Source organism: Pseudarthrobacter sp. MDT1-22 (genome assembly GCF_054511035.1).
In genome coordinates this window covers 1-12,287 of sequence record NZ_JBTNDK010000026.1, presented here as the reverse complement: position 1 = coordinate 12,287, position 12,287 = coordinate 1, and the positions used below count along the sequence as shown (strand labels likewise).

Sequence of the window (12,287 nt, the reverse complement as noted above, 5' to 3'; positions counted from 1 at the left end):
AGAGCGTCTGAATGGGGTGGGGGGCGGTTAGTGGCGGGCGCCGAAGCCGCCTCCGCCGCCCAGGCCCTCGGATGCGGTGTACCCGCCGGCCGTCACGGTGCCCACCTGATCGGCGCCGTCCAGGGAACCTTCGCCCACCCCGGCGCTGACCGTGGCCGTGCCGCCTGTGTAGACGGTGTACGTCTCGCCCTCAGTGATCGCGGCGGAGGAGAACACCAAGGACGCAGTGGTTTTGGTGGTCACGAACGCACTGACCACGTTGCCCGCGGAATCGGCGATCTGCACTACGGTGCCCGCCGGAACGGTCGAGCCGAGCGTGACCTGCACGCCGGACTGCGTCGAGGAAGTGCCCGGGGTGACCACCATGCCCACGCTGCCGGCCGCCGCCACGGTGCCGCCGGTGACGGTCAGCTCGCCGTTGACGTCCAGCGCCCCGTTGCCGGAGTTGGTGGGGCCGTTGACCACCACGGTGCCGCCGGAGATGCTGGCGTTGCCGTTGGAGTCCAGGCCGTCGCCCTGCGCGTTGATGGTCAGCGAGCCGCCGGTGATGTCCACCGTGTAGTCGCCTACGGCCATCTCGCCGCCGCCCCCGCCCATCCCGCCTCCGGAGGCGGCAGAGGTGGAGGCCCCGCCCGAGGCGTTCACGCCGTCGTCTACCGCGCTGACGTTCAGGGTGCCGCCGTTGATGAGGACCCAGCCGCGGCCTTCGTCCTCCTCGTTGTCCGACTTGAAACCGTCGTCGCCTGCGGTGACCTGGTAGGCGCCGTCGAGCAGGACTGCGTAGTCCTTGCCCACGATGCCGTCGTCGGTGGCGTTCACGGTGACGTTGCCGGAGGCCAGCACAAGCCCGTCCTTGGAGGAGATGCCGTCGTTGAAGTTGCCGTCCACGCTCAGCGAGCCGGTGCCGGCGATGGTCAGATCCGCCTGCGAGTCGAGCGCAGCGTTCGGGGCGTCCTCGGCGGTGTCCGCATACGTGGAGGCGTCGCTCAGGGAGTTGGCTGTGCCGTCCTCCAGGAACACGATGGCCTCGTTGGCGCTTTGCACCACAAACGGCGAGCCGGTGGAGCTGGAGATGTCGGCGCCGTCGAGGATGATGCGCACCACGTCTTCCTCGCCGGCGGCCACCACCACCTGGCCGTCGGACAGCGACCCGCTCAGGCGGTACGTGCCGGCCGCGCTGATGGTGACGGTGTCGCCGTCGACCTTTACAGCGTCCGACGACGTCCCGGAGGCTACTTTGCTGGCGCCGTCCGCCAGGGTCACGGCTACTTCGGCGGCCGCATCCCAGGTGAGGTCGTCGGCGTCGTAGTGGGTGTCGGCGGCGAGGGTGTCCAGGGAAACCGCGGCCTGTGCGGTGCCGGACGTCGTGGACGATTTGGAGGTGCTGGTGCCGGTGCCGGCAGCGGTGCCGGCGGCGGAGCAGCCGGCCAGCCCAATGGCGAGGGCGAGGGCGGTGACGGACAATGCGGTGCGGAAGCGGTTCATGGTGTGTTCCTTCGAAAAAATGGGGGAGTCGGGTCAGGCGGCGGGGCGGAGGGTCATGGTGCGGCGGAGGGTGCGGTTCCAGCGGTTGGCCGGGAGGTCCGGGCAGAGAGCGGCCATGCCGGTGGCGAACTTCGAGATCCGTGATGGGCGGACCCCGTGGGCCCAGAGATGCCGGTCCAGCGGACTGGGCGCCGAGCCGGACTTGGTTTCCAGGATCACTGCCCCGTCCAGGACCCACGCCTGCTCGCCGGGCCGGTGCCAGGTGACGTTGGTATCGATGGTGGCCCGGCTGCCGGATTCCGGGAGGTAGAGCGTGGTGCGGTGGTAGCGGGTTTCGAGGACCGGTCCGAGGGGTCCGGCGGGCGCTCCGCCCACCGCGGCGGCGAGGGTTTCGTGGACGTAGTCCAGGCCTTCCGCCGTCAGCCGGGCGCGGTCCGTGAGCTCGTAGGGGATGCGTTCCTTGACGGTGGCTTCGCGGGCGCCTTCGGTTTTGACCTCCAGGAAGCTGATGGCGCTGTCCACATACGTCCTGGTGCGGACCTTGTACCGGCGCCGCCGGCCGTGGGCGGCAAGGAGGTAGCTGTCCAGCTGCGCGGTATCGAAGTACACGGAGTCATAGGCGAAGCAGCGGGAGCCGTCCATCTCCAGGACCCGGACCTCGGCGTCGAACGTGGCCAGGAGCTGCTGCGCCAGCGCCTCGGGGACCACGTACTTGCGGTCCACCCGGGTCTGCAGCGCGGCTTCGGCGTTCAGTTCGTCCAGCCCCACGGCCGGCAGTCCGCTGAGGCTGCTGACGACGCCGGCGCCTGCGGGGGCGCTCATGCCGCACCTGCCGAGGCGTGGACGGGGTCGGCAGCATGGACGGGAGCGTGGACGGGAGTGGACGACGTCGGCGCTGTTTCCTCTGTCGGGAGCATCACCGGAGGTGCCGGTACTGCGTGCCGGGGTGCCGCCGTCGTGATGGCTGAGATGGTGGCGTGAATTGCCGGCTGGACGATGCGGGGGTTGTAGGCGTAGCGGACGTCCACGATGGTCTTGTCGTTGACCAGGTCAAGTTCCTGGACAGTGGCGGAGTGGACCTTGCCCTGCAGGACTTCCTCGAGCCGTGCGTACAGTTCGCCGTCCTCCGCCAGTGCCCGGTCCAGGATGACTGTCTGGTGCCGGTGGGCGGGCAGGACTCGGGGGTGGTCGCCGACGAACATCACCAGCAGGATCAGGCCCATCAGCGAGGCGGTGAGCCAGATGGGCTCGATGCCGAGGCCCGCGATCAGGCCGAGCGCCAGGGCCGAGAAGTAGTAGGCCACTTCGTGCTGGGCCAGCTCGGTGGAGCGGAGCCGGATGATGGACAGGACGCCGAAGAGGCCAAGTCCCAGGCCAAGCCCGGCCGCGGAGCCGGACAGTGCAGTGGCCACGGCCAGGACGCCCACGTTCATGCCCAGGTACGAGACCACCAGGTCGCGGCGGCGGTGGCGGCGGAGGTAGAGGACGAACGTGAGGATGCTGATGGCCGCGAGATCTGCGGCGATGAAAATGAGGGAAGTCATCGGGATTCTCCGGAATCTGTTGGTGGGCTGTTCTCTACGATCCCGGGCGATACTGTGCGGGTGCTGTGACGGAACCTAGGTCCGAATATGAGTGCCGGCTGGGCGCTCCACTGCTGTTTTCCGGGCGTCATGCAGCCGCCGTTCCTCCTGGCGGATTTCGATCGATAGGATCAAACCCGTGCTCCAACTCAAACGCCTTGCGGTTTTCTGTGTGTTCGCGATTTGCGTAATCACCGCGGTGTCGTTCTGGGCGCTCGGGCAGTCCGGCGCGCCCGCCCGCGGGGCTCTTCCTCCTCCGCCACGGTCGGAGGCGAAATTCGACACGTCCTCCACCGGCCTTACAACTGCCGTGAATATCACTCGGAACGCGGACGCTGAGTGGCTCATCCTGGCTGCCGCACAAACCGGCATACCCGCCCGCGCGCTTCGGGCCTACGTGGGTGCGGCCAGCGCGGCCAATCATTCCGCTCCGACGTGTGGGATCGGCTGGAATACGGTGGCGGCGATCGGCTTCATCGAATCCGCCCACGGAGCTTACGGCGGCGGAAGACTGACTCCCGCGGGGCAGGCGAGTGGACCAATTGTCGGCCCGAGCCTGGACGGCAACGGATTTGCAGCCATCGCTGATACAGACGACGGCGTCCTAGATGGCGACGCTCGCTGGGACCGCGCCGTTGGACCCATGCAGTTCATCCCCTCCACCTGGGAGCTTGCGGGACTTGACGGGAACGGCGATGGAAATGCGGATCCCTTCAACATCGACGACGCCGCCCTCAGCGCGGCCGGTTACTTATGCGCCCATGGCCGCGACCTCACCGCCGCGAACGGCTGGACTAAGGCCATCTACTCCTACAACCAGTCCGATTCCTACGTGGACCAGGTGCGCCACCAGGCCACTTCCTATGCCGAGAAGACGGGCACCACCGGCTAAGGCAACGCGGCTGCTGCCCTCTCGCGCGCAGTACCTCGACTACCGGCGCAACGTCCCGGGGTGGTGGCCGCGGCTCAGGTCCAGAGCCTGATCCTCAGCCTCCCGTGCGGTGCCCCTGGCCGTGCGCCGGGAAAAGAGAAAGCGCTGCTGCACCACGTAACTGACGGCCAGGAGTGCGATTTCAGCCAGGATCTTCGCCGGAAGTGCCGCCACGGAGAGCGAGTCCTGGGCAGAGATGAGGCCGTAGTTGGCGGCCAGGAGAACAAGAACCAGGCTGAAATAGCGCAGGCCGGCAGCGGCCGCGGGCCTGTCCCGGCCGTGCTGGAACACCACCCCGCGGTTGACCAGGAAGTTCACCGTCGAGCTCACGGCCCGGGCCCCCACCACGGCCAGCAGTAGGGAGTCGGTCACCAGAGTCAGGAGCAGGAACATCACGGTGTCCACGAGAAACGCGGTGAAGGAGGACGCCAGGAACTTCAGCAGCGGCGCATAGATGCGGACCGAGTCCGCCACCGGCCGGAAATGGGACCCCGAATTATGGTCCAGATAGACCGTGGCGATGTCCACGGTGGTGATCACATAGCCGGACTGTTTGGCTTCCAGCAGGAGGTTCAGTTCGTATTCATAGCGCTCACCACGGACGGACCGCAGCCACGGGAGCATGGCAGCCGGGTAGCCGCGGAGGCCTGTCTGGGTGTCGGGAATGCACTCGCCGGTGGCCAGCCTGAACAGCAGCCGGGTGGCGCTGTTGCCGAATTTGCTGCGGGCCGGGACGTTGCCGGTGAAGTTCAGGGTCCCCAGCACCATGGCGGGAGAGCCGGGCTGCACCGCTGCCGCAACCCGAAAAATGTCCACGATGGTGTGCTGGCCGTCGCTGTCAGCACACACCACGTTCCGGTCCGGGAGGTGGTCGGCGATGAACCCGAACCCGGTCTTCAGCGCGAAGCCCTTTCCCCGGTTGCGGGAATACCCGATGACGTGGCACCCGAGTGCCTTGACGCCGTCGAACACGGCCTTGTACTCCGGCCCGCTGCCGTCATCAACCACCACCACGGTGGCCCACGGCTCGGCGTCGCGGATGGAACGGATCAGGGCCGGTAGCTGCTGGTCCGGCTCGTAGGCCGGGATCAGGATGATCATGGCGGGCCCTACCGCGCGATGTAGAGGATGTCGGAGGTGCCGCGTTCCTTGTTTTCGCCCAGCGGGTTGTTGACCAGTTCGCCGTTGAAGTACATGGTGGACGAGCCGCCGCCGTCGAGGTTGTACGCGGTGGTGGCGCCAAGGCCCTGCATGATTTCCGCCAGCCCGGTCATGGTGACGCCGGAGCTGTAACCGGGGCTGCGGCCGTCCACCACCACAAACACCAGGTGGTTCTCGTCGGTGATGCCGACGGCGGTGCGTGGCTGTTCGCCCTGGATGGAGTGGTTGCCGAAGTTGGTGTCCACCTCCACGTCCTCGACGCCCCCGGCCACTTCGCCGTTGTCCAGCAGGGACGGTCCGAAGGAGAGGGTGTTCCAGACGCCGTCGGCCAGCAGCTGCTCGGCGGTGGTGGCCGTTTCGTCGTAGACCCTGACGGTGCCGTCGCGGTAGAAGGCCAGGCCCTGGCGGGCGCCGTCGTCGCGGAACACCACGCCGTTGCGGATCACGATGCCGGTGTCGCGGAAGCCGTAGTAGTCGCCGTTGATGGCGAAGACCGCGTTGTTGGCCTCGGCGATGGTGGACGTGGTTTCGGTGATGTTCTCGCCGAAGCTGTTGTTGGCGAAGGCTGACTGGAGGGTGGTGGCATCGTCAAGCACGACGTTGGCAACGTAGTAGGTGACGGTGCTGTCGCCGCTGCCGGTGGTCACCGTGGAGATGCTGATGTTCGAGCTGTCCGACGCGTAGGACGTGTCCGTGGTGACGGCGGTGGCGCTGGAATCAGTGGTGGTGGCCGCCGTCGTGCTTTGGCTGGTTCCCGCTTGGCTGGCCTGGTACGCGGAGACGTCCGAGATTTCCACGTGCTGGACCACAAAACGGTCTAGGGCCCAGGTCGTGGCACCGCCTGCCGAAAGCGTCAGGGCCACGGCCCCGGCGACGACGGCGCGCCGGACGCGGCTGCCCTTGCGTGGTTTGTTCTTGAGAGGAGTCATGCCTCATTTGTAGGCAGCCAAGCTAACGCTTCGATTTGCCGGTGCTGGGCTGGGAGTAGCGGAGGCGGGCGGCTTACGGCTGCCGTTGTGGCGTCGGCTTCTGGCGTCGGCTTCTGGCGGGCGGGGGCATCCGCCGGGCAGAGCTGCAGTGCGAGCTCCTGCAGTTCCTTGGGGTGGAACGGCTTGGTCAGGTAGGCGGCAGCGCCGGAGGCCATTCCGGCCAGGATGTCGTCCTCCTCGGACCTGGCCGTGAGGAACAGCAGGGGAGCGGTGCTTAACGCACGGATTGCCCGGGCTACGACGTGCCCGTCCATGTCCGGCAGGCCTAAGTCCAGGGTGATCAGAGAAACCGAGGGTTCCGCGGCCGCGGCAATTCCTTCGGCGCCGTTGGCCACCGAACGCACGGAAAAGCCTGCGCGGGTCAGGACCACCGTGATGAGACCGCGGATGTCGTCGTTGTCCTCGATGACAAGACAGATGCGTTTTGTTTCCATGAAAGCCCCTCAGCCAGCTTTGCCACCAGTGTACGGGGCCGGTGGGGTGGAAACGTCACAATGACATATTCCGCAAACCGCCCGCCGGTCGTCTTAGCCGTCACATCGCTGGCCGCCGGCGGTGGGGCCGGGTTCAGCCGTCGTAGTGGGTCCGGGCCGGCCCCTGGCCCAGCGCACTCACCACGGCCGCGGCGACGATATGCAGCTTGGAATTACGGGTGCTGGACGCCGCTTTGAGGAGCTCGAACGCGTCCTGCTGGCTGCACCGGTTCTGGGCCATGATAATGCCCACCGCCATGTCGATCACCGTGCGTGATTCGAGGGTGGCACGCAGATGCGCCGCAGTCTCGCTGTAATGCGCGAAACGCACCGCAAGCCGCAGGGCCAGGGAGGTCTGGCGGACGAAATCCTCCGCAGCTTTCAGGACGCGGCGTTCGAAGCGGGAGGTCCGGTGGGAGTAGAGGAGCAGGGTGGCTTTGGTTTCCCCCTCCAGCCGAAACGGGATGGCCAGGACTGACCGGATGCCTTGGTCCAGGACGGCTTCGCAGTATTCGGGCCAGCGCGCTTCGTCTTTCACGTCAGGAACATGGACCGTCACCTGTTCCAGCGAGGCAGCCATGCCCGGGCTTTGCTCGGACTGACATTCAATCTGGCTGACAGCGCGGGCAGCGGCGCCGCTGCTGGCAATGGTGGCCGCCTTGCGCTGACGCAGGAGAGTGATGCCGCACAGCACTTCGTCGCCGGGTTCGGAAAGGGTGCGGGCCGACACCCGGGCAAGCTCATCCAGGAACTCCTCCACGTCGGAGCTGTTGAGGAGTTCTTCGTGGAGGTGGTCGGTGATTGATGTAGCTGTTTTTGCTGTTGACTCGCTGGCCACGGTTCTTAGTGCCATTCGCTCAGGTCAAACGAACCGGTAACCCTCCGCATAACCCTGCCGTAGTGGCAAAAGGGTGGCGACGGTCGCTGGATCGACGAACTGTCCAACGGCCTGCTGCTAAACCGATATCCAGAAGTATATACAGGCCAGAGCTTGGGAAGCTCCACAAGGCGGCCAGGCCGGGGAGGACTCAAGTACTACTTGCTTACCGTGCTGGTGGCACCGCCGGAGGATCCGGCAGTGAGGCCTCTGGGCTTGAAACTACATGGAATGCGGCGGGTTCCCGAGCGCCCGCACGAAGAGTCCTTGCGCATCGGACACCTCACGCCTCGTCGACCAAAACTGAGTACCCTGCCCCTCATCCAAGAGATCGTGGCCGAGGAGGTCTGCAAAAGTCCAGTACTGCTACGCGTTGTTGGGACCAATGAGGCCGGGAAGTATGGGCGTCATCGATCAGCCGGAAGCAAGGTCCCTTAGTGGTTCCCGATGGCTGTGCGTCTCAGCATCTGTCTTTACCCCCAGCCCAAAGGAGTCTCTCTCATGCGCAAAATGACCAAGAAGAACAAGATCCTGGCAGCAGCCGGTGCCCTGGCACTGGTAGCCGGCGGCGGCGGGGCCGCCTACGCCTACTGGACCACCACCGGCGACGGCTCAGGATACGCTGCCAACTCGGCAGGCGGCGGCACGGTGACCCTGCACGCTGCGTTCGACCGCGGACTGACGCCCGGAGACTTCCGCACGGTGACGTACACGGCGGACAACGCCGACCCGAACACCAGCACCAGGGTGGGGGAGTTGACCGCTACCGTGACCACGGACAAAGAAGGCTGCCTTGCCGTCTGGTTCCCCGTCACCGCCGTAACTGACGACGCGCTCGTGGCAGCCCACTCGTCGGGGACCACAGTGGGCACCGGACGGCTGGACTTCACTGATCTTCCCGATACCGACCAGGAGGCCTGCAAGGGCGCCATCGTCACCATCACCGTTGACAGCCTCTAACAATAGTCTTCGCCGGCGGGGAGGAGCAGAACCTCTCCGCCGGCGAATTCCACCTCCTCCCACTCAATTAAGAACAGGCCAGAAGGGCTGAACGTGCAGAATGATTCTGGGTACTTCCGCACAGTCATGCGAAGAACCACCACCGTAGCGAAGGTGCTGCTGGTGGGTCTTGTAGTGATGCTCGTTTCTGCGGGCACTATCTTCGCGGCCAGCCAGGGCGGGAGCCAGGGCAACAACACAAAGGGCGTCACCATCCAGGTGAATCCCTCCAGCCGGACGGTTGACCGGGGCGACCCGGTCAACTATTCGGTGTCCCTGACCTCCACCAACGGATTCAGCGGCAGCGTCACCCCCACTGTTTCGGGCCTGCCGGCCAGTACGACGGCGGCCTTCGCACCGGCGTCGGTGACGCTCGCGTCGGGCAAAACGGCTACCGTGACGCTGACGGTGGCGACGTCGGCCACCACTCCGGACGGCAAAGCGGACCTGACCATCGCCACCGCGGCCGGCGCCAGCCAAGCCGCCGGCGTCGTGGTCCAGCTGTACGTCCAGTCGTCCAAAAAAACCTTCAGTATTTCCGGAAACCTCGGTGAGCCGCTCACGCCGGGCGCCAAGATTGCGCTGAATCTTTCCTTCTCCAACCCCAACAACAAGAGCCTGGCACTGTCCAGCCTGTCGGTGACCATTGCCGGGATCACCCGGACCCGGGCTGCCGTTGCGGCGGGGCTCCCCTGTACAACGGCGGACTACGCGGTGACCAACTACAGCGGGGCCTATCCGCTCACGGTTCCTGTGGGGTCCAAATCGCTCCAGGAGCTCAACCAGGATTCGGCACAGTGGCCCCAAATCGCCATGCTGGACACGGCGCTGAACCAGGACGGCTGCAAGGGCGCAACCCTCCAGCTCTCCTACTCCGGAGCAGGAGAGGGGAACTGACATGACACGCACAACGAAAACCACCTCCCGACGGCTGGCTGCCAAGACTGCAGCAGCAACCGTCACCCTCTGCCTCGCCACGGGCGTGGGCGGAGCGTACGCCTACTGGGCCACGGTGGGTGCCGGATCCGGCGCCGCCACCAACGGCACCATGGCAACCGTCACCGTAGAGGCCCTCGTGGCGGGCGACAGCCCGCAGAACACCCTTGCCCCGGGCGGCACCGCCGATGTTGCCGTCCGGGCGCACAACCCCAACGGTTATGCCGTGCGGGTCTACGCCATCCGCGGCGATGGGGCCGCGACGGCGGTCGGCGACCCCACCGGCTGCCCCGCCACTGGCACCGGAGTGACGTTCGTTGATCCTGCGGCCCCGCTGGCCCCCACAGTGAGTATTCCGGCGAACTCGTCCGTGCTCATCACCCTGCAGGGCGCCGCCGCCATGTCCACGGCGTCGTTGTCAGGCTGCCAGGGCGCCACGTTCAGTCTGCCCGTCACTTTGGAGGCACGGAAATGAGCCGACTCATCCCTCCCAGGCGGCCGGTGGTTGAGCCTGTCGAAACCAGGCCACGACTGCTCCGCCCGAATCGCCAGGCCCGCATTGCCGGCGTTACGGCTGTAGCCCTCGTCATTTCCTGGGGCGCCCCGGCGGCCAACGCCTATTGGCAGACGCTGAGCAGCACCTCTGTCGGAGCTAAGGCTGACTCTCTCCAGGAATTGGCTGCGCCCACAGCATCCGCCTCGGCGGGTGCCGCGTCCGTTGGTTGGTTGACTCGCTCGACGACGGCGGGCCGGGCTGTCTCCGGTTACACCGTTGCGCGCTACTCGGCGGCGACCGGCGCCAAGGTTGCCGCCGGCGGAACCTGCGCGGGAACAGTTACCACGCCCATCACCACGCTGAGCTGCAGCGAAGCTGCCTTGCCTGCCGGAACCTGGTATTACACGGTTACACCTTTGCTCGGCTCATGGGCGGGGCCGGAGTCTGCCCGCAGTGTGGGAGTCTTCGTTGCTGATACGACGAAGCCGGACGCACCCTTGATCAGCGCTCCGGCAATAGTAAATAATGCCAACGTGACTGAGGTTCCGGTCAGCGTTACGGCTGAGCCGGGTTCATCGGTAACGGTCACTATTACTGATGCTCTGCCTGTTGCTACACGGCAGACGGTCTCGTACGTGCTGACGGCGGATGGCTCCAGTCAGACGACGAGCGTCAATCTCTCGACGCTGACGGACGGAATCGTTACTTACACGGCAGTTGCCACTGATGCCGCAGGCAACGTCAGTGACCCAAGAACGGCAACGTCTACCAAGGACTTGATTCCGACAGCGAAGGTCAGTCTGAGCAACGGCCCGGATGCGAACAAGAACAAGGTTGGCATCGCCGATCCAGGAGACAAACTAGTCCTCACCTACTCTGAGACGATGAACGCGTCGTCGATCTGTAGTGCATGGCAAAACAATTCGGCGAGCTACACGATCAACGGCAACGATGTAGTCAGCATTCAAATCAGCGCTGCGAAGGTTCTTACAGTGACTGCGGCCGGATGTTCACCTCTGCGCATTGGGAGCGTGTCCTTGGACGGCGTGTACACCGCCACTGCACCTCTTGTTTTCGGCGGTAGCGGCAGCAATGTTTCATCGATTGCATGGAACGGAACAGAGAAAACGCTGACTCTGACGTTGGGGAAGCTGACAAGCGGAAGTCAGGCGACGCTCGCGGCCGCAGAGGGCCAGCCAATGGTGGCACCACCAACCGGCGTTACCGACCTGACCGGAAACCAAGCTGTAGGCGCTGTGCCGCTGGCCAAATCCCGCTTCTAGACCCCCCAATCCAGCGCCAGCCTCCGGCTCCCTTCCCGGAGGCTGGTGTTGTGCTGCGACTTGTGGGCAGAATGAAGCACAAGTTGGCGCTGCCGACAGTGGACCCGAGACCAGCCGGCAAGGATGCCGTGGAGGGACAGGAACATGACCAGACTGCTCATCATCGGGCCGCCGGGCTCAGGGAAAGGCACCCAAGCGGTGCATATCGCCAAGCACTTCAGCATTCCGAACGTATCCACGGGCGAAATCTTCCGGATCAACGTCAGCCACGAGACGCCGCTGGGCGTAGAGGCCGCCAAGTATCTCGACGACGGCGCTTTTGTCCCGGACCATCTCACCAACGCCCTGGTCAAGGACCGGCTCCTCGACGCCGATCTGCAGCCCGGTTTCCTGCTGGACGGATACCCCAGGACAGCTCCCCAGATCATGGAACTGGACAACATACTGGCGTCCCAGGGCCACCGCCTCGACGCCGTGGTGGAACTCCGCGCACCGGATTCCGAACTGGAGCAACGGATGCTGCGGCGGGCCAAGGAACAAGGCCGGAAGGACGACACCATCGAAGTGTTCCGGCACCGGCTTGACCTCTACCACCGCGAAACCCACGAGGTCGTGGCGGTCTACGCCGGCCGGGGCATGGTTGTTTCGGTGGATGGCAGCGGGGACCCAAGTGCCATCACTACAAGTGCCATTGCCGCCGTCGAAAAGTTCCTGGCCGCCCGGGTGTCCCCATGAGAATTGCAGTGACCGGCGGCAGCGGAAAACTGGGACGGCATGTGGTCCGCAGGCTGACCGACGACGGCCACCAGGTGCTGAACCTGGACCGGGCGGGGGAGCGGCACCGCGGGTTGGCAATCGTGGACCTGCGCAACTATGGCCAGGTCCTTGACGTGTTCCTGGGTCTCGACGACCGGCATGACGGCTTCGACGCAATCGTCCATCTGGGAGCCATTCCGGCGCCTGGCATCATCCCGGATGCCGCCACCTTCGAGAACAACATGCTCTCGACCTACAACGTCTTCCAGGCGGCGCGCCGGGCCGGCATCAAGAAGGTGGTTTACGCCTCCAGTGAGA

14 protein-coding genes are annotated in these 12,287 nt (G+C 65.5%); 7 read left to right on the top strand and 7 right to left on the bottom strand.

Features of this window, described 5'->3' with window-relative positions; translation table 11 throughout:
- Positions 1 to 27 precede the first annotated feature (27 nt).
- Genes ACX80M_RS17155 through ACX80M_RS17145 form a run of 3 tightly spaced genes read right to left on the bottom strand, consistent with a single transcriptional unit; the run spans position 28 to position 3,029 of the window.
- Positions 28 to 1,485, bottom strand: coding sequence for a carbohydrate-binding domain-containing protein (locus ACX80M_RS17155; protein WP_252600265.1), 1,458 nt, complete (start codon positions 1,483 to 1,485; stop codon positions 28 to 30).
- Between the two features lie 33 nt (positions 1,486 to 1,518).
- Positions 1,519 to 2,307, bottom strand: a complete 789-nt coding sequence (locus ACX80M_RS17150) for a polyphosphate polymerase domain-containing protein (RefSeq protein ID WP_252600266.1) — start codon at positions 2,305 to 2,307, stop codon at positions 1,519 to 1,521.
- Positions 2,304 to 3,029 (bottom strand): DUF4956 domain-containing protein, encoded by a 726-nt coding sequence (locus tag ACX80M_RS17145; RefSeq protein ID WP_252600267.1) that lies wholly within the window; start codon positions 3,027 to 3,029, stop codon positions 2,304 to 2,306. The genes ACX80M_RS17150 and ACX80M_RS17145 overlap by 4 nt, the downstream gene beginning before the upstream one ends.
- A gap of 349 nt (positions 3,030 to 3,378) precedes the next feature.
- Here ACX80M_RS17145 and ACX80M_RS17140 point away from each other — a divergent pair, with 349 nt between their 5' ends.
- Entirely contained in the window at positions 3,379 to 3,960 is a 582-nt protein-coding gene (locus ACX80M_RS17140; protein WP_308216184.1) for a lytic transglycosylase domain-containing protein, read from the top strand.
- Positions 3,961 to 3,999: 39 nt separating this feature from the next.
- On the opposite strand, the gene ACX80M_RS17135 is transcribed toward ACX80M_RS17140, so the two are convergent.
- From ACX80M_RS17135 to ACX80M_RS17120, 4 genes are all read right to left on the bottom strand, one after another.
- Positions 4,000 to 5,100, bottom strand: a complete 1,101-nt coding sequence (locus ACX80M_RS17135; protein WP_252600269.1) for a bifunctional glycosyltransferase family 2/GtrA family protein — start codon at positions 5,098 to 5,100, stop codon at positions 4,000 to 4,002.
- Positions 5,101 to 5,108: 8 nt separating this feature from the next.
- Positions 5,109 to 6,089, bottom strand: coding sequence for a phosphodiester glycosidase family protein (locus ACX80M_RS17130; protein WP_252614692.1), 981 nt, complete (start codon positions 6,087 to 6,089; stop codon positions 5,109 to 5,111).
- A complete protein-coding gene (locus ACX80M_RS17125) occupies positions 6,086 to 6,583 on the bottom strand; it encodes a response regulator transcription factor (RefSeq protein ID WP_252600271.1) in 498 nt (165 codons plus the stop codon). The genes ACX80M_RS17130 and ACX80M_RS17125 overlap by 4 nt, the downstream gene beginning before the upstream one ends.
- Before the next feature lie 133 nt (positions 6,584 to 6,716).
- Positions 6,717 to 7,460 (bottom strand): ANTAR domain-containing protein, encoded by a 744-nt coding sequence (locus ACX80M_RS17120; protein WP_252600349.1) that lies wholly within the window; start codon positions 7,458 to 7,460, stop codon positions 6,717 to 6,719.
- Between the two features lie 540 nt (positions 7,461 to 8,000).
- On the opposite strand from ACX80M_RS17120, the gene ACX80M_RS17115 reads away from it, so the two are divergent.
- The 6 genes from ACX80M_RS17115 to ACX80M_RS17090 all read left to right on the top strand — a co-directional run.
- Positions 8,001 to 8,459 (top strand): hypothetical protein, encoded by a 459-nt coding sequence (locus ACX80M_RS17115; protein ID WP_252600272.1) that lies wholly within the window; start codon positions 8,001 to 8,003, stop codon positions 8,457 to 8,459.
- A 93-nt stretch (positions 8,460 to 8,552) separates the two neighbouring features.
- On the top strand, positions 8,553 to 9,395 hold the full coding sequence (locus tag ACX80M_RS17110; protein WP_252600273.1) for a hypothetical protein: 843 nt from the start codon (positions 8,553 to 8,555) through the stop codon (positions 9,393 to 9,395).
- Between the two features lies 1 nt (position 9,396).
- Entirely contained in the window at positions 9,397 to 9,909 is a 513-nt protein-coding gene (locus ACX80M_RS17105; protein WP_252600274.1) for a hypothetical protein, read from the top strand.
- Positions 9,906 to 11,213 (top strand): Ig-like domain-containing protein, encoded by a 1,308-nt coding sequence (locus tag ACX80M_RS17100; protein ID WP_459310031.1) that lies wholly within the window; start codon positions 9,906 to 9,908, stop codon positions 11,211 to 11,213. Before ACX80M_RS17105 ends, ACX80M_RS17100 begins: the two co-directional genes overlap by 4 nt.
- A 144-nt stretch (positions 11,214 to 11,357) precedes the next feature.
- Positions 11,358 to 11,948, top strand: coding sequence for an adenylate kinase (locus ACX80M_RS17095; RefSeq protein WP_252600276.1), 591 nt, complete (start codon positions 11,358 to 11,360; stop codon positions 11,946 to 11,948).
- Positions 11,945 to 12,287: NAD-dependent epimerase/dehydratase family protein (locus tag ACX80M_RS17090; RefSeq protein WP_459310030.1), on the top strand; the 343-nt coding region annotated here is incomplete at its 3' end. The genes ACX80M_RS17095 and ACX80M_RS17090, both read left to right, overlap by 4 nt.

Coding starts and splice junctions, on each gene's coding strand:
- ACX80M_RS17155 (WP_252600265.1), bottom strand. CDS start 1,485: ATGAACCGCTTCCGCACCGCATTGTCCGTCACCGCCCTCGCCCTCGCC.
- ACX80M_RS17150 (WP_252600266.1), bottom strand. CDS start 2,307: ATGAGCGCCCCCGCAGGCGCCGGCGTCGTCAGCAGCCTCAGCGGACTG.
- ACX80M_RS17145 (WP_252600267.1), bottom strand. CDS start 3,029: ATGACTTCCCTCATTTTCATCGCCGCAGATCTCGCGGCCATCAGCATC.
- ACX80M_RS17135 (WP_252600269.1), bottom strand. CDS start 5,100: ATGATCATCCTGATCCCGGCCTACGAGCCGGACCAGCAGCTACCGGCC.
- ACX80M_RS17130 (WP_252614692.1), bottom strand. CDS start 6,089: ATGACTCCTCTCAAGAACAAACCACGCAAGGGCAGCCGCGTCCGGCGC.
- ACX80M_RS17125 (WP_252600271.1), bottom strand. CDS start 6,583: ATGGAAACAAAACGCATCTGTCTTGTCATCGAGGACAACGACGACATC.
- ACX80M_RS17115 (WP_252600272.1), top strand. CDS start 8,001: ATGCGCAAAATGACCAAGAAGAACAAGATCCTGGCAGCAGCCGGTGCC.
- ACX80M_RS17105 (WP_252600274.1), top strand. CDS start 9,397: ATGACACGCACAACGAAAACCACCTCCCGACGGCTGGCTGCCAAGACT.
- ACX80M_RS17100 (WP_459310031.1), top strand. CDS start 9,906: ATGAGCCGACTCATCCCTCCCAGGCGGCCGGTGGTTGAGCCTGTCGAA.
- ACX80M_RS17095 (WP_252600276.1), top strand. CDS start 11,358: ATGACCAGACTGCTCATCATCGGGCCGCCGGGCTCAGGGAAAGGCACC.